Origin of the sequence: Sanguibacter sp. 25GB23B1 (assembly GCF_040012415.1) — a bacterium.
Taxonomy (GTDB): domain Bacteria; phylum Actinomycetota; class Actinomycetes; order Actinomycetales; family Cellulomonadaceae; genus Sanguibacter.
The window spans coordinates 38983-55981 of the sequence record NZ_JBDYKL010000033.1 but is presented as its reverse complement, the minus strand read 5'-3'; the positions used below and the strand labels follow the sequence as shown (position 1 = coordinate 55981).

General features: G+C 70.6%; 11 protein-coding genes and 1 riboswitch. Of the genes, 5 read left to right on the top strand and 6 right to left on the bottom strand.

Annotated elements, in window-relative coordinates; genetic code table 11:
* Positions 1-51 precede the first annotated feature (51 nt).
* A complete protein-coding gene (locus ABKW26_RS16145; RefSeq protein WP_348594971.1) occupies positions 52-1449 on the bottom strand; it encodes an endo-1,4-beta-xylanase in 1398 nt (465 codons plus the stop codon).
* 225 nt (positions 1450-1674) lie between these two features.
* Complete coding sequence (locus ABKW26_RS16140; RefSeq protein WP_348594970.1) at positions 1675-2775, bottom strand: GGDEF domain-containing protein; 1101 nt, start codon at positions 2773-2775, stop codon at positions 1675-1677.
* Between the two features lie 214 nt (positions 2776-2989).
* Here ABKW26_RS16140 and pulA point away from each other — a divergent pair, with 214 nt between their 5' ends.
* Positions 2990-9379, top strand: a complete 6390-nt coding sequence (pulA, locus tag ABKW26_RS16135; RefSeq protein WP_348594969.1) for a pullulanase-type alpha-1,6-glucosidase — start codon at positions 2990-2992, stop codon at positions 9377-9379.
* A 31-nt stretch (positions 9380-9410) separates the two neighbouring features.
* Here pulA and purU read toward each other — a convergent pair whose 3' ends face one another.
* On the bottom strand, positions 9411-10289 hold the full coding sequence (gene purU / locus ABKW26_RS16130; RefSeq protein WP_348594967.1) for a formyltetrahydrofolate deformylase: 879 nt from the start codon (positions 10287-10289) through the stop codon (positions 9411-9413).
* A 68-nt stretch (positions 10290-10357) separates the two neighbouring features.
* On the opposite strand from purU, the gene ABKW26_RS16125 reads away from it, so the two are divergent.
* Positions 10358-10903 (top strand): GNAT family N-acetyltransferase, encoded by a 546-nt coding sequence (locus tag ABKW26_RS16125; RefSeq protein WP_348594966.1) that lies wholly within the window; start codon positions 10358-10360, stop codon positions 10901-10903.
* 39 nt (positions 10904-10942) lie between these two features.
* On the opposite strand, the gene ABKW26_RS16120 is transcribed toward ABKW26_RS16125, so the two are convergent.
* Together ABKW26_RS16120 and ABKW26_RS16115 are read right to left on the bottom strand one after the other, a co-directional pair.
* The gene (locus ABKW26_RS16120) at positions 10943-11734 is read right to left on the bottom strand and encodes an ATP-binding cassette domain-containing protein (RefSeq protein ID WP_348594964.1); all 792 of its coding nucleotides are present in this window, start codon (positions 11732-11734) and stop codon (positions 10943-10945) included.
* Complete coding sequence (locus ABKW26_RS16115) at positions 11731-12960, bottom strand: ROK family transcriptional regulator (RefSeq protein WP_348594963.1); 1230 nt, start codon at positions 12958-12960, stop codon at positions 11731-11733. Before ABKW26_RS16115 ends, ABKW26_RS16120 begins: the two co-directional genes overlap by 4 nt.
* Positions 12961-13037: 77 nt before the next feature.
* A riboswitch (ZMP/ZTP riboswitch) is annotated at positions 13038-13159 on the top strand.
* A gap of 121 nt (positions 13160-13280) precedes the next feature.
* On the opposite strand from ABKW26_RS16115, the gene glyA reads away from it, so the two are divergent.
* The 3 genes from glyA to ABKW26_RS16100 all read left to right on the top strand — a co-directional run bounded on the left by glyA (position 13281) and on the right by ABKW26_RS16100 (position 16464).
* Complete coding sequence (gene glyA / locus ABKW26_RS16110; protein WP_348594961.1) at positions 13281-14573, top strand: serine hydroxymethyltransferase; 1293 nt, start codon at positions 13281-13283, stop codon at positions 14571-14573.
* Between the two features lie 103 nt (positions 14574-14676).
* Positions 14677-15567, top strand: coding sequence for a bifunctional methylenetetrahydrofolate dehydrogenase/methenyltetrahydrofolate cyclohydrolase (locus tag ABKW26_RS16105; RefSeq protein ID WP_348594959.1), 891 nt, complete (start codon positions 14677-14679; stop codon positions 15565-15567).
* A gap of 96 nt (positions 15568-15663) precedes the next feature.
* On the top strand, positions 15664-16464 hold the full coding sequence (locus tag ABKW26_RS16100) for an exodeoxyribonuclease III (protein ID WP_348594957.1): 801 nt from the start codon (positions 15664-15666) through the stop codon (positions 16462-16464).
* On the opposite strand, the gene ABKW26_RS16095 is transcribed toward ABKW26_RS16100, so the two are convergent.
* Complete coding sequence (locus ABKW26_RS16095) at positions 16461-16955, bottom strand: YetF domain-containing protein (protein ID WP_348594955.1); 495 nt, start codon at positions 16953-16955, stop codon at positions 16461-16463. The genes ABKW26_RS16100 and ABKW26_RS16095 overlap by 4 nt on opposite strands.
* Positions 16956-16999 lie beyond the last annotated feature (44 nt).

The following is a 16999-nucleotide window of genomic DNA, read 5'->3' as shown; positions in this document are numbered from 1 at the left end:
CCCCCCCCCCCCCCCCCCCCCCCCCCCCCCCCCCCGTCTCTGTCCGACCGGTCAGCGGCCGCTGCAGGCCAACGTGGACGGCGCGGGCGCGGTGCCGGAACCGATGAAGCCGAACGTCGTCGACGCACCTGCCGCGACCGACGCGTTGTACGGCGCGTTCGTCACGGTCGATCCGCTGAGCTGTCCGTTCCACGCCTGGCTCACCGAGGTGCCGGCTGCCAGGGCGACGGACCAGCCGTTGATCGCAGACGATCCGGCGCGGACGGTGACGGTCGCCTGATACCCGCCGGACCAGGAGTTGGCGATGGCGAGTGCGGCGGTGCAGGACGTCCCGGGCGGGATCGTGGGATCGTCCGTCGGATCAGTCGTGGGGTCGTCGGTCGGGTCGTCTGTCGGAGCGGCCGCGTTGAGCGCATCGAGGACGGACGTGTAGGCGGCCTTCTTGGTGCCGGATCCGTCGAAGAGGAGGGGGGTGCCGCTCGCGCGCCAGGAGTCGGTGTCGCGCACGCCCCACACCGTGATGCCGGTGCACCGCGCGACGGCGAGGCAGTCCTCGGTCACCCGTCGGAACGCCGCGGCCTGGGACGACCCCGAGCCCTCGATGTCGAGCTCGGTGATCTGGACGTCGACGCCGAGGTCGGCGAAGCTCTGGAGCGTGGTCCGGTAGTTGCTCGGCACCGGGGACTGGCTGTTGAAGTGGGACTGGAGGCCGACACAGTCGATGGGGACGCCGCGCGCCTTGAAGTCCTTGACCATGGCGTAGACGGCCTGGGTCTTGGCGTGCGTCCAGTCGTCGGTGTTGTAGTCGTTGTAGCAGAGCTTGGCGCCGGGGTCGGCGGCGCGGGCGGCGCGGAAGGCGGCTTCGATCCAGTCGTTGCCGGTGCGTTGGAGGTTGGAGTCGCGGCGTGCGCCGGAGCTGCCGTCGGCGAAGGCTTCGTTGACGACGTCCCAGGAGTGGATCTTGCCCTTGTAGTGGGTGGCGACCTGGGTGATGTGGTTGAGCATCGCGTTGCGCAGGGCGGTGCCGGACATGTTCTGCATCCAGCCGGGCTGCTGGGAGTGCCAGGCGAGGGCGTGGCCGCGGACCTGCTTGCCGTTGGCCAGGGCCCAGCTCACGATCTGGTCGCCGCGCGTGTACGTGAACTGGCCCTGGTTGGGCTCCGTGGCGTCCATCTTCATCTCGTTCTCGGCCGTGATCATCGAGAACTCACGGTTCGCGATGCTCGTGTAGACCGAGTCGTTCAACCGGTTCGCCGCGATGGCGGTACCGAAGTAGCGACCGGACTGTGCCGCCGCTTCTCCGAGCGTGGTCGGTGCGGCGGCGGCGGGCAGCGCCGACAGCGTGAGTGCCGCGATGCATCCCGTCGCGAGAGCCCCGGCCAGTGTGCGTCGGAAGGGTTGTCTGCCAGGTCGGGGGTGTTGTCGTGCTGCTCGGTCTCGGGTGGTCATGGGTCCTCCACGTGTGTCCCGTCTCGGCCGAGCGTCATCGCTCGGCGGAGGGCGTCGCCACTGCGTCGCCTGCGGTCCACGGTGGTGCTGTGGCACGAGCGGGTCAATGATCTGCGAGAACTTTCGTGAACTTTCGGAGCGCCTGAAACGATTCGCAGATCGTCACGATGTGCACTGTTCGTCCCTCGGACGCGTGGGCTCGTACGGAGCTGGTCGTCGGTGCTCTCAGGGAGAGACGTCGACGACCACGACACGGTCGCGCCCGGAGCGCTTCGCCTCGTAGAGGGCCGCGTCGGCGACGCGATAGAGGCGCTCGGGGCCGGTCGAGCGTGCGGCAGCGTGGGCTGCGCCGCAGCTCACGGTCACCGTGACGGGGACCGGGCCTCTGAGTGCGATCACCCCGGCGACCGCGACCCGGACGGCGTCCGCGCGCGCCTCGAGGTCTGCGCGGTCGATCTGCGGGAAGAGGACCGCGAACTCGTCGCCGCCGAGCCGAGCCACCGTGTCTCCTGCGCGGACCTCGGCCTGGACGGCTGCGCCGACGGCGCTGAGCACTCTGTCTCCGGCGGGGTGGCCGTGCTCGTCGTTGACCGCTTTGAAGTGGTCGATGTCGAGGACGAGGAGGCCGACGCCCTGCTCGTCCCCCGTCGTCGCCGGAGCGAGGCTCGTGCGCGCCGCTCGCAGGGACGTCGCGAGGGGAGGGTCTCGAACGTCCTCGCCGGAGGTGATCTGAGCCGCCCGTTCGTCGAGGACGCGACGTGTGGCGAGGCCGGTGAGCGGATCGACGGACGCGAGGCGTTCGAGCGCGGCGACGAGCTCGTCCTGCCGTCGACGTCCGGTGCGGAGGATGCTCGCGATGGCGACCATGGCGATGATCACGAGGACGCTGTCCATGACCGCCTGGTTGACGGAGAGCTGAGTGAAGGTCGTCGTGAGGACACCAGCGACCGCGAGAGCGGTGGTCCACCAGGTGAGGCGGGCGCTGCGGAACGCGCCGGCGTAGACCACCGGCAGGACGAAGGCGACCTGTGCGCCACCTCCCGCGTCCTGCGTGGCGAGGTTGATCGCCACGACGAGAGGGATGCTCAGGGGGGTCAGCACGGTGATGAGGTGCCGGGGGAGGTGTTCTGGGGCGAGGAGGACGATGACCCCGCAGGCCAGGAGCACGGCCGTGCACCCGACCACGACGGGAGACACGGGACGTGTCCCGAGGACACCGGCGGTGATCTCGAGGATCGTGACGGCGAGGACGCCGGCGATGATGAGCGTGCCGAGGGTTCGGGCCGCTCCTCGCTCGCTCAGGCGCCGTGGAGCGTCGTCGTTCATGCCTCTCTCATCGGCCGGTCGCCGCGCGGGCTGAACGACGCCGCGGGTGAGAGTGCGGGGGCGTGCAAGAAAGGGGTTCCATTTCATCCGGGTATCGCCTGATATCTGGGGGTGAAAGGGACGCTCCATGCAACGGATGTGCACCCTGTTGCTGCAAGTTTCAGAAATGGGTACAGTCCTCCCATCACGCCCGGTGATCGACGAGGGAGTCGACATGTTCGTCAGCGCAACGTCGCGCGTCCGCAGGGCGGCCTCCGCCCTGACCGCTCTTGCCGTCGGGGCCGTCGCCCTCGCGGCGATCGACCAGGCCGGGCTCGCCCCGGCCGCAGCCGAGACGCGCAGCCTCGCGCTCGTCGGCAGCCTCCAGAGCGAGATCGGCTGCTCGGACGACTGGCAGCCCGACTGTGCCGAGAGCGAGCTCACGCTCGATCCCGACGGCACGTACACCGGGGAGTTCTCGCTCCCCGCCGGGACCTACGAGTACAAGGTCGCGGCTGACGACGCCTGGGACGAGGCCTACGGGCTCGACGGTGGCACCGAGAACATCCCCCTGACACTTGCCGGTACGACGACCGTCCGCGTCGTCTTCGACGACACGACCCACCGGACGGCGCTCGTCCCGCTCGGACTCGACGGCGCCTACACGGCCGCTGACGACGCCCTCGTCGCCGCACCTGCTCGCCAGGCCGGCGCTGACGAGCAGTTCTACTTCGTCCTCACCGACCGTTTCGCCGACGGCGACCCCACGAACAACACCGCGACCCTCGGCGACGACCCGCTCGTCTCGGGCTACGACCCCGCGGACAAAGGCTTCTACAACGGCGGCGACATCGCCGGTCTCCACGCCAACCTCGACTACATCGAAGGTCTCGGGACCACCGCGCTCTGGCTCACCCCGTCCTTCAAGAACCAGCCCGTCCAGGGCACGGGCGCCAACGCCTCAGCGGGCTACCACGGGTACTGGATCACCGATTTCACGCAGATCGACCCGCACCTCGGCACCAACGCCGAGCTCGAGGCCCTCATCGACGACGCGCACTCGCGCGGCATCAAGGTCTACTTCGACATCATCACGAACCACACCGCGGACGTCATCGACAACGCCCAGGGGACCTACTCGTACATCGACCAGGCGACGGCTCCCTACACGGACGCGTCCGGAGAGGTGTTCGACCCCGCGGACTTCGCCGGGACGGGTACCTTCCCCGCGCTCGACCCCGCCACGTCGTTCCCGCTCACGCCCGTCGTCGCGCCCGAGCAGGCGGCGACGAAGTCCCCGGAGTGGCTCAACGACGTGACGCTCTACCACAACCGCGGCAACTCGACGTGGACGGGCGAGTCCGTCACCTACGGCGACTTCGACGGCCTGGACGACCTCATGACGGAGCACCCCCGTGTCGTCGAGGGCTTCGTCGACGTCTACACGGACTGGATCGACCTCGGCATCGACGGCTTCCGCATCGACACGGTCAAGCACGTGAACTTCGAGTTCTGGGAGACGTGGACGCAGGAGGTCCTCGACTACGCCCACGCGAACGGCAAGCCCGACTTCTTCATGTTCGGCGAGGTGTACGACGCGGACGCCGCCAAGCTCTCGCCCTACGTGCGCAAGACCGACATGAGCTCGGTGCTCGACTTCACGTTCCAGGCGGCCGGTGCGAGCTACGCGAAAGGCTTCACGGCACAGGGGCTCGCCGCGCTCTTCGCGTCCGACGACATGTACACGACGCCCACGACGAGCGCCGACGCCCTGCCGACCTTCCTCGGCAACCACGACATGGGCCGCCTCGGCTACATGGTCGCGGGCTCGGGCAGCGCCGAGCAGCGCTCCGCCCTCGGTCACTCCCTCATGTACCTCACCCGCGGACAGCCCGTCGTCTACTACGGCGACGAGCAGGGCTTCGCGGGTGTCGGGGACGGCAAGGACAAGAACGCACGCCAGTCCCTCTTCGGGTCGCAGGTCGAGGAGTACGTGTCGCAGCCGCTCCTCGACGGGACCGTCCTGGGGAACGAGGACCGCCTCGACACGGACTCCGTGCTCTACGAGCACATCGCGGGCCTGGCACAGCTGCGCGCAGACCACCCGGCCCTGAGCGGCGGTGCCCAGATCGAGCGGTACGCCGATGACGGCGCAGGCGTGTACGCCTTCTCCCGTGTCGACCGCACGGAGAAGGTCGAGCATCTCGTCGCTCTCAACAACGCGACGGAGCCGCGCACGGTCACGCTCACCTCGCTCACCCCGGACGCGGGCTTCGCGCCGCTCTACGGGACGACCACCCCGCTCACGGCCGACGCTGCAGGCGCCCTCTCGATCACGGTGCCAGCGCTCGGCGCTGTCGTCCTCGTGGCCGACCGCCCCGTCGCGGCGACCGCCGCACCGGCGCTCGCGCTGTCGGTGCCGACGCCCGGCGCAGCGGTCGACGGCGTCGCACCGGTGAGCGCGACGATCGAGGCCGATCGCTGGGCGGAGACGAGCTTCGCCTACCGGCTCGTCGGGGACACCGGCTGGACACCGCTCGGCACGGCCGAGGACACCACCCCCCGCGTCTTCCACGACACCTCCGGTCTCACGGACGGCACGCTCGTCGAGTACCGTGCGGTCACGGTCGACGCGTCCGGTCAGCACGCGGCGGCCTCGACCTACGCGAGCGTCGGGCACTCCGTCTCCGGCACCGTCGGCCCTGTCCCCGACCCGGGCGACCTCATGGTCACCGTGCCCGGCAGCCACAACGCCGCCATGGGGTGCGCGGGCGACTGGGACGTCGCGTGCGAGAGTGCCCGCCTCACCGAGCGCCCCGACGGGGTCTACTCCGGCACGTTCACGCTCCCCGCGGGCTCCGCCTTCGAGTACAAGATCGCGATCGGTGGCACGTGGGACGTCAGCTACGGAGTCGGCGGCGTCGTGGGCGGCGCGAACGCGACGTACACCGTCCCGGCGAGCGGGTCCGTGACGTTCTACTACGACCCGGAGACGCACTGGTTCACGACGAGCGCGGACGGTCCGGTCATGACCCTCCCCGGCTCCTACCAGGACCAGGTCGGCTGCGCCGCGACCTGGGCGCCCGACTGCATGGCGACGTGGCTCCAGGACCTCGACGGCGACGGCGTCTTCACCTACACGACCGACGCCCTGGCCACGGGCACGTACGAGGTCAAGGTCTCCGAGAGCCTGTCCTGGGACGTCAACTACGGTGTGGGAGGTGCGCCGGGCGGAGCCAACTACAGCTTCACCGCCACCGCCGGCAAGCTCGTCGTCTTCTCCTACGACCCCGGGACCCACGTGCTGAGCATCGACGTGACCGACCCCCCGCTCCCCGGGACCGGGCAGTCGCGTGTGCACTGGCTCGCCCAGGGCGTGCTCGCCGTCCCGCGCGACCTCCTGCCCGCGGGCTCCGACCCGGCCACCCAGACCTGGACGCTGCACCACGCGCCCGGTGGCGGGGTCGAGGCCGTCGACGGGACGGTCGTCGTGCCCGACGGAGGGAGCATCCCGCTCACCTACGACCCGGCCGCTCTCCCCGCCGACCTCCAGGAGCTCTTCCCGGCCCTGGCCGACTCCGTCGCGCTGCGCACCGACCTGGACCGCGCCGCGGTCGAGGCCCTGCTCACGCAGGAGGTGCAGGTCGCCGCGGCCGCGGCGGACGGGACGCTCGTCGCCCTCACGGCCGTGCAGGTGCCCGGAGTCCTCGACGACCTCTACGGCGAGTCCGCTGCGGACACTCCGCTCGGTCTCGGGTGGTCGGACGAGGTACCCACCTTCACGCTGTGGGCGCCGACCGCTCGCTCGGTCGCGCTCACGGTCTGGACCGGGGACGGCACGGGTCCGGGGGAGCGCATCCCCATGACCCGCAGCGACGACGGCTCGTGGTCCGTCACGACGAGCGCCGACCACCACGGAGCCCAGTACCTGTACGACGTCGAGGTGTACGTCCCGTCGACGGGCGTCGTCGAGCAGAACGCGGTGACCGACCCGTACTCGGTGGCGCTCACGACGAGCTCGACCCGCTCGGTCGCCGTCGACCTCTCCGACCCCGAGCACCGCCCGGACCTGTGGGAGCAGACACCCGCACCGGTCGTCGACCGTCCGGTCGACCGCAGCATCTACGAGCTGCACGTGCGGGACTTCTCCATCGGGGACCCGAGCGTCCCGGAGGAGGAGCGCGGCACCTACAAGGCGTTCACCCGCGACTCCGACGGCATGGCCCATCTGCGAGAGCTCGCCTCGGCGGGCATGAACACCGTTCACCTGCTCCCGACCTTCGACATCGCGACGATCGAGGAGGACCGTAGCGCCCAGGCGACGACCGGGGACCTCAGCGGCTTCGCCCCGGACTCGACCGAGCAGCAGGCGGCCGTCGCCGCGGTCGCGGCCGAGGACGGCTACAACTGGGGCTACGACCCCTACCACTTCCAGGTCCCCGAAGGCTCCTACGCGACGACCGAAGGCCAGGAGGGCGGGGCACGCGTCGCGGAGTTCCGGTCGATGGTCGGTGCACTGCACGGCAGCGGCCTCCAGGTGGTGCTCGACCAGGTGTTCAACCACACCGCGGCGAGCGGCCAGGCGGACACCTCGGTCCTCGACAAGGTGGTCCCGGGCTACTACCACCGCCTGGACGCCAACGGGTCGGTCCAGACCTCGACGTGCTGCCAGAACGTCGCGACCGAGCACGAGATGGCGCAGAAGCTCATGGTCGACTCGGTCGTCCTCTGGGCCCGCGACTACCGCGTGGACGGCTTCCGGTTCGACCTCATGGGCCACCACTCGGTCGAGAACATGCTCGCGGTGCGAGCCGGCCTCGACGAGCTCACGCTCGCCGACGACGGCGTGGACGGATCGTCGGTCTACCTCTACGGGGAGGGGTGGAACTTCGGGGAGGTCGCCGACAACGCGCTCTTCACGCAGGCTACCCAGGGGCAGCTCGGCGGGACGGGCATCGGGACGTTCTCCGACCGGCTGCGCGACGCCGTCCACGGCGGCAGCCCCGTCGACGGCGGCTCGCTCTTCCAGCAGGGCTTCGGCACCGGGCTGGCGACGGACCCGAACGGGAGGGCGACCAGCCTCGCCGACCCTGCGGTGGTCAACGACGGCTCGGCCGAGGAGCTGGCCGACCTCGCCCACCAGAGCGACCTCGTCCGGCTCGGCCTGGCGGGCAACCTCAAGAGCTTCTCGTTCCTCACGTCCGCGGGCACCGTCCAGCGCGGCGACGAGCTCGACTACCGCGGTGCTCCGGCCGGGTACGCGGACCAGCCGGAGGAGGTCGTCACCTATGTCGACGCCCACGACAACCAGACGCTCTTCGACATCCTCACGGTCAAGCTCCCTGTCGCCACGACGATGGCAGACCGGGTGCGGATGAACACGCTCTCCCTGTCGATGACGGCTCTCTCGCAGACCCCGTCGTTCTGGCACGCCGGCACGGACCTGCTGCGCAGCAAGTCCCTCGACCGGGACAGCTACAACTCGGGGGACTGGTTCAACGCGATCGACTGGACGGGCCAGACGAGCACGTTCGGTGTCGGCCTCCCGCCGGAGGAGAAGAACGGCGAGGCCTGGCCGTACTACGGTCCGCTGCTCGCCGACCCCGCGCTCGCGCCCGCGCCGGACGACATGGCTGCGTCCTCGGCCGCGGCGCAGGACCTGCTCCGCCTGCGCTACTCCACGCCACTCTTCCGTCTCGGTGACGCGGGGCTCATCACGCAGAAGGTCTCCTTCCCCGGTTCCGGGCCGGATGCGACGCCGGGCGTCATCGTCATGCGGATCGACGACACCGTGGGGACCGACGTCGACAAGGACCTCGACGGCGTGCTCGTGGTCTTCAACGCGAGCCCCCTGCCGGTCACCCAGGCCGTGGAGGGGCTTGCCGGGCACACGCTCAAGCTCTCGACCGTGCAGAAGCACGGGAGCGACGACGTCGTGCGCCAGACCGCCTGGAACAAGGCCACCGGTGAGGTGACCGTGCCGGCGCGGAGCGTCGCCGTGCTCACCGAGGCGCACAAGGGCAAGCCGGGGCACGGGAACCCCGGACATGGCGGTCCTGGGCACGGGAACCCAGGGCACGGGAATCCCGGACATGGACACCCGGGGCACGGGAACCCCGGACATGGAGACCCGGGGCACGGGAACCCGGGCAAGCCGGGGAAGCCGGGGAAGCCGGGGAAGCACGGCGCGCCCGGGAGGCCCGGGAAGCCCGGCACGCAGGGAAAGCCCGGCATGTCGGTGCGTGAGATGTCCCTGACCGCCGGCGGACGCCTGCAGCTCACTGCCGCGGGCTTCGCCGAGGGTGAGACGGTCCAGGTGTGGCTCCACTCGACGCCGCAGCTGCTCGTCGCGCAGACGGCGGACACGGACGGCGCCGTCGCCGTGGGCGTCGTCGTCCCGCGCAGCACGGAGGCCGGGGCGCACACCGTCCGGCTCGTCGGGCTCACGTCGGGCGCGGAGGTGTCCCAGGAGGTGACCGTCGCGCCGGTCGACGCAGCTCGCGGCGTCCTCGGGATGACCGGCTTCTCGGGCGGGATCGTCGCGGTCGCGCTGGCCCTCGTGCTCGCGGGCACCGGCGTGCTCCTCGTGGCCCGCGCGAGGAGGACCGAGCGCCTCGACGCGTGACGGACCCGTCAGTGCCGGACGGCTCGAGCCGTCAGCGGAAGACGACTGTCCGGTGGCCGTTGAGCACCACTCGGTGCTCGGCGTGCCACCGGACGGCGCGGGACAGCACGCGGCGCTCGACGTCCTGACCCAGGGCCACGAGGTCCTCGACCTTGCGGGTGTGGTCGACGCGCTCGACGTCCTGCTCGATGATCGGTCCCTCGTCGAGGTCTCCGGTGACGAAGTGGGAGGTGGCGCCGATGAGCTTGACGCCGCGGTCGTGCGCCTGGTGGTACGGCTTGGCTCCCTTGAAGCTGGGCAGGAACGAGTGGTGGATGTTGATGACCTGGCCCTCGAGCTCCCGGCACAGGTCGTCCGAGAGGACCTGCATGTAGCGCGCGAGGACGACGAGCTCGACGTCGAGCTCTCGGACGAGCTCCAGGAGGGCGGCCTCGGCCTCGGCCTTGGTCTCCCGCGTGACCGGGATGTGGTGGAAGTCCTTGCCGTAGAACTCCGTGAGCGCCTCGAGGTCGCGGTGGTTCCCGGCGACGGCGACGACGTCGATCGGCAGGCCCTCGGTGCGCTGGCGGAACAGCAGGTCGTTGAGGCAGTGCGCCGCCTTGCTCACCATGACGAGGGTGCGGACGGGGCGCCCGACGACGTCGAGGGTCCACGACATCGCGAAGGTCGAGGCAAGCTCCTCGAGCGCGCCGGCGAGCTCCTCGCGGGAGGCCGCGGACTCGACCTGGACCCGCATGAAGAAGAGGTTCGTGTCCGGGTCGCCGAACTGCTGCGACTCCGTGATGTTCCCCCCGTGCTCGGCGAGCAGGCCGGCGACGGCGTGGACGATGCCCGGTCGGTCGGGGCAGGAGAGGGTGAGCACCCAGTGGCTGGGCGCGTCCGAGGGCGCGGGGAGGGGGAGCGTGGTCACCGCACAAGGTTAGTGCCGCGCCCGTGGACCTCGGCCCGTGGCGCGGCGAAGTCTGCGACGATAGATCCATGAGCGACCTAGACATCACCATCGGACTTGTGACCGACGACGCCGCCGGTGAGCTCCTCACGCTGCGGCGCGCGGCGTTCGTCACCGAGGCCCAGGTCTACGGTGACCCGAACATCCCGCCGCTGACGCAGACGCTCAAGGAGCTGCGCGCCGACCTCGTCGCCGAGGGCGTCGTGACGCTGGGAGCCTGGGCCGGGACGCGCCTCGTCGGGTCGGTGCGCGTCGAGATCGAGGACGACAAGGCGACCCTCGGCCGCCTGGCCGTCGCCCCCGACCTCCAGGGCAAGGGCATCGGCACCCAGATGATGTTCGCCGTGCTCCCGCACCTGCCCGAGGAGACCAAGGAGATCTGGGTCTTCACCGGGAGGGACTCGAAGCAGAACCTCGCGATGTACCAGAAGGCCGGGTACGAGCACCAGCACGACCAGGTCGCCGGCGACCTCACGTACGCCTACCTCCGCAGGATCCTCGGCGACGCGGGTGCGGACGAGGAGATGGACGAGCCCGAGGCCGGCGCGGTCGAGCAGGAACGGTCCGGCGTCTAGCCACGAGGGCCGAGCCGACGACCGTTCAGGCGCCGTCGGCTAGGACGAGCGACGAGGAGCGAGGTCGGTCGCGCCGGTGATGGCCGCGATGATCTCCTCGTAGCTCACGTCGGCCGTGTGGAAGGTGCCGTTGTTGCGCCCCAGGCGCAGGACGACGATCCGGTCGGAGACGGCCTGGATGTCGGCCATGTTGTGGCTGATGAGCACCACGGCGTGCCCGCTGTCGCGGAGCCTGCCGATGAGGTTGAGGACCTCAGCGGCCTGGGACACCCCGAGCGCGGCGGTCGGCTCGTCGAGGATGACGACCTTCGGCTTCCCGAGCAGCGAGCGCGCGACGGCGACCGCCTGGCGCTGGCCGCCGGAGAGCTGCGAGACGGGCGTGCGGACCGAGGGCAGGCGTGCCGAGAGCGTCCGGAGCAGGCGGATCGCCTCCTGCTCCATGTAGCCGTCGGCGAGGAACGGTCCGTGCAGGGCCTCGCGGCCGAGGAACAGGTTGCTGACGATGTCGAGGTTGTCGCAGAGGGCGAGGTCCTGGTAGACGGTCGCGATCCCGAGGTCCTGCGACGCGCCGGGCGACGGGATGGTGACGGGGCGGCCCTCGAAGACGATCGTGCCGCCGTCCTGCGGGTGGACCCCGGCCATGACCTTGACGACCGTGGACTTCCCCGCGCCGTTGTCGCCGACGATGGCGACCACCTCGCCGACGTGGACGTCGAGGTCGACGTCGGTGAGGGCGTGGACGGCGCCGAAGCGCTTCGAGATCTTCTGCAGCGACAGGACGGGCCGCGTGCCCGGCTTCACGGGACCCGGGTTCTCGTGGGACTCGGTCACCGGTCCTCCTTCGTCGTCTCGTAGCTGAAGGTCGGAACCTCCAGCGCGGTGGCGCCCACGTCGGCGTGGATGCCGGCCTTGTCGATGGCGAGAGCGATCGCGCCACGGATCTCGGCGTCGTCCCCGAGCGTCCCGGTGACCACCTCCATCGACTCGGCGACGCCGGCGAGCGCGCTGCGCTCCACGGTGTCACGCAAGGGGTCGAGGAGGAGGTCGCCTGCGCGGGCGAAGTCTCCGCCGACGACGATCCGGCTGGGGTTGAGGAGGTTGCAGAGGTTCGCGACGGCGATGCCGATGTGGTGGCCGGCGTCGGCGATGACACGGCGGCACCCGAGGTCGCCCTCGAGCGCGAGGTTGATCATGTCGCGCATGGTCAGGACCCCGTGGCTGCCGCGCAACGACTCGAGGAGCACGTGCGCACCCGCCTGGGTCTCGAGGCAGCCGCGGTTCCCGCACCGGCAGATCGGTCCGTCCTCGTCGATCGTCATGTGCCCGATCTCGCCGGCTGTGCCCTGTGCGCCTGTGTAGACGTGACCGTCGATGATGATGCCGGCACCGATCCTCTGGGACACGCGGATGTAGACGGCCTGCTGGCAGCCCTGCGCCGCACCATAGCGCAGCTCGCCGAGCGCGCCCAGGTTGGAGTCGTTCTCGACGTAGACGGGCCGTCCGACCCGCTTGCGCATGACCTCGGCGACGGGGACGTTGTCCCAGCCGCGGAGGATTCCGGGGGTGCTCACCGTCGCGCGGCGGACGTCGATGGGCGCGGGGAGCCCGATCGTGACCGCCAGGACGTCGGTGCTCATCGCGTCGACGGACTCGAGCATGTCTGCGATGAGGAGTGCCGCGCGGTCGAGGCCTGCGTCGGCCCGGTGGTCGTTCCCGAGCGGGAGCTGGTGCTCGGTGATGATGGTCCCGCTCGCGTCGGCGAGCGCGACGCGCATGTGCCGGAGCGCGAACTGGACCCCGACGACGAGGCCGAGGGTCCGGGCGAGCGTGACGTGCTGAGCCCGGCGGCCGCTGCGGGTGCTCGGGGTGGTGTGGACGATGCCCGCGACGGCGAGCTCCTTGACGATGTTGGACACGGTCGCGGCGGAGAGCCCGGTCGCTCCGGCGAGCTCGACCTGGGTCAGCCCCCCGTAGTGCTTGATCGCCTCGACGATGCGGGCCCGGTTGGATTCGCGAAGCGAAGACTGCGACCCCGGTGTCGCTTGCTTTGCGTTCACAAAGAGAAGACTAGCCCTGCGGGCCCCCTGACGGCGTGAGACGCGCTTGGTCAGCGCGCGCCCGGGTGCAGTAGAGTTTTCCTCGTCGTGACTGGCGCAACCTGCAGCGTCCTGCGAGAGCGGACGTGAGGGCTTGGTGGACCACCACCGGGGAGCGACGCATTCTTCAGACTTCGGGTCGTTCGCCTGGGCCCCGGGTCACCGCACACGTGTGTGTGGTGCCCGGACGAGCAGGACCGGGCGCCACCCGCACAGCAGATGCCCGACTGAGCAGGTCCCACGACGGGATCCGCCTGCCGCCTCACGCTGCAAGGAGAAGCATGACTGCCCAGACAGACACGACCGTGATGAACAAGGGCCTCGCCGAGGTCGACCCGGAGATCGCCGCCGTCCTCGACGGTGAGCTCGATCGTCAGCGCGACACCCTCGAGATGATCGCGTCGGAGAACTTCGTGCCGCGCGCCGTCCTCGAGGCCCAGGGCTCCGTCCTGACGAACAAGTACGCCGAGGGATACCCGGGACGCCGCTACTACGGTGGGTGCGAGCAGGTGGACGTCGCCGAGACGCTCGCGATCACCCGTGCCAAGGCCCTCTTCGGTGCAGAGCACGCCAACGTCCAGCCGCACTCCGGTGCCACGGCCAACGCCGCCGTGCTGCACGCGCTCATCAACAAGGGCGACAAGATCCTCGGGCTCGAGCTCGCGCACGGCGGTCACCTCACGCACGGGATGAAGATCAACTTCTCCGGCAAGCTCTACGAGGTCTCCGCCTACGGCGTCGACCCCGACACCAACCTCGTCGACATGGACAAGGTGCGCGAGACCGCGCTCTCCACGCGCCCGGACGTCATCATCGGCGGCTGGTCCGCATACCCGCGTCACCTCGACTTCACGGCCTTCCGCTCGATCGCCGACGAGGTCGGCGCGAAGCTCTGGGTCGACATGGCGCACTTCGCCGGTCTCGTGGCCGCGGACCTGCACCCCAGCCCGGTCCCGCACGCCGACGTCGTGTCGTCGACCGTCCACAAGACCCTCGGTGGTCCGCGCTCCGGCTTCATCCTCTCGCGCGAGGCGTACGCGAAGAAGATCGACTCCGCCGTGTTCCCGGGCCAGCAGGGTGGTCCGCTCATGCACGTCATCGCCGCGAAGGCCGTCTCCTTCAAGATCGCCGGCTCCGAGGAGTTCACCGAGCGCCAGCAGCGCGTGCTGAGCGGGGCGAAGATCATCGCCGAGCGCCTCGTCGCACCGGACGTCACCGCAGCCGGCGTCTCGGTCCTCACCGGTGGTACCGACGTCCACCTCGTGCTCGTCGACCTGCGTGCCTCCGTCCTCGACGGTCAGCAGGCGGAGGACCTCCTCCACGCGGTCGGCATCACCGTGAACCGCAACGCGGTCCCGTTCGACCCGCGCCCCCCGCGCGTCACGTCCGGTCTGCGGATCGGGACGCCGGCGCTCGCGTCGCGCGGTTTCGGCGACGCCGAGTTCACCGAGGTCGCCGACATCATCGCCACCGCCCTCAAGGACGGTCAGGCGGCCGACGTCGACGCCCTCAAGGCGCGCGTGGACAAGCTCACGGGCGACTTCCCGCTGTACCCGGCGCTGCACCAGTACTGACGAGCGACCGGACCCGCACGGCTCGCCGCAGCCGCGCCGCCGACACCCGGCGGCGCGGCGGACGGGTGCCGCACGCGGTTTCCGCGAGGAGGAGAGAACGCTTGTGACTGCACAGATTCTTGACGGGAAGGCTGCGGCCGCCCAGATCAAGTCGGAGCTGACCGCACGGGTGGGCGCGCTCCGAGACCGGGGGATCGTCCCCGGTCTCGGGACCCTGCTCGTCGGCTCCGACCCGGGATCCACCTGGTACGTCGCGGGCAAGCACCGCGACTGCGCCGAGGTGGGGATCGAGTCCATCCGCGAGGACCTGCCCGCCGAGGCGACGCAGGACGAGATCGAGGCAGCGGTCCGGCGCCTCAATGACGACCCGGCCTGCACCGGCTATATCGTGCAGCTGCCCCTGCCCGCCGGGATCGACACGAACAGGGTGCTCGAGCTCGTCGACCCGGAGAAGGACGCCGACGGTCTGCACCCGACCAACCTCGGCCGCCTCGTGCTGCGCACGAGCGAGCCGGTCACGTCGTCCTTGCCGTGCACGCCCGCGGGGATCATCGACCTCATCGAGCGCAACGGCATCTCCCTCGCCGGGAAGCATGTCGTGGTCGTGGGACGGGGGACCACAGTAGGCCGGTCGATCGGCCTGCTTCTCACGCGCAAGGCGGTCAACGCGACCGTCACGCTCACGCACACGGGGACGCGCGACCTCCCGACGCTCCTGCGCTCGGCCGACGTGATCGTCGCGGCGGCGGGCGTCCCCGGGATCGTCCGGGCGCAGGACGTCGCGCCCGGCGCGGTCGTCATCGACGTCGGTGTGAGCCGCACGACGGACCCGGAGACGGGCAAGTCACGGGTGGTGGGTGACGTCGACCCGGCCGCCGTCGAGGTCGCCGGGTGGGTCTCGCCGAACCCGGGCGGGGTCGGACCGATGACCCGGGCGATGCTCCTCGCGAACGTCGTCGACACGGCCGAGCGGCTGGCGGCGGACGCCGGCTGAGTCTCGTCGCAGCGGCGAGGTGAGCGTGGTGCGCGTCACGCACGGCGGGGGCGGGCGCGGGGTCCGGGTGTCGGTGGGATGCGGTTGGATGGGCACATGCTCACCATCGCCTCAGTGAACGTCAACGGAGTCCGCGCCGCCTACCGCCACGGCATGGGGGAGTGGCTCGCCGACCGCAAGCCCGAGATCCTCCTCCTGCAGGAGGTCCGCGCCACGGACGAGATCCTCGAGGGCCTCCTCGGGGCAGGCTGGAACAGCGTCCACCAGGCCTGCGACATCAAGGGGCGTGCTGGCGTCGCCGTCGCGACGACACTCTCGTTCGAGGCCGTGCGGATCGGTCTCGGGAACGGTGAGCCCGAGGTCCCGGTCGACACCGGCCGGTGGGTCGAGGCCGACATCCGGCTCGCGTCCGGCGAGCTGGTCACGGTCGTCTCGGCCTACATCCACTCGGGCACGGCCGGGACGCCGAAGATGGACGAGAAGTACGCCTACCTCGTCAAGGTGACCGACCGGCTGCGCGAGATGTCCGCCGCGGGCGGCCACGTGGTCGTCGCCGGCGACCTCAACATCGCGCACACCAACGACGACATCAAGAACTGGAAGGGCAACCTCAAGGCCGCCGGGTTCCTGCCGGAGGAGCGCGCCTACCTCGACACGTGGTTCGACCTTGGCTGGGTCGACCTCGGACGGAGCCTCGCCGGTCCGGGCCCCGGCCCGTACACGTGGTGGTCGAACCGCGGGCAGGCGTTCGACAACGACTCCGGGTGGCGGATCGACTACCAGCTCGGATCTCCGGCCATCGCCGACGTCGCGTCCAACGCGCGCGTGGACCGCGCCCCGTCGCACGCCGAGCGGTGGAGCGACCACGCGCCGCTCCTCGTCGACTACGACCTCTAGCCGAGCGCGGAGCCGTCCCCCAGCGAGGATCTCGGCACGACGCTCAGAGTGCCGTCGCTCTCGAGGACCACTGCAGCGATCTGGTCGAGCCCTCCGTTCCCGGAGGAGCGGACCGCCTGTCGGAGGTCGGCCTCGGTCAGCCGCTCCGCCCGTAGCACGTCGTGGATCACCTGACCGTCGCGCAGCACCGTCGTCGGACGTGCCGTGACGACCGAGCGACCTCGCGGGAGATGCGCCGACGACCATGAGACGGCGATCTGGAGCGCGGCGAGGAGAGCCAGGGCGACGGCGCCCTCGGCCCACGAGACGTCCGCGCTGAGGAGGATCGTCGCCAGCGTCGAGCCCAGTGCCACCGTGACCACGAGGTCGAACGCGTTGAGCTTGGCGAGGGTCCTCTTCCCCGAGACCCGCAGGAGGACCACCAGCGTGACGTAAGCCGCCGTGCCGACGGCGAGGACGCGAAGGATGTCGGACCACGAGTCGAACCACATCCCTCGGTCCTACCACGGGCGGAGCCCGACCGCAGCGCCTCCTC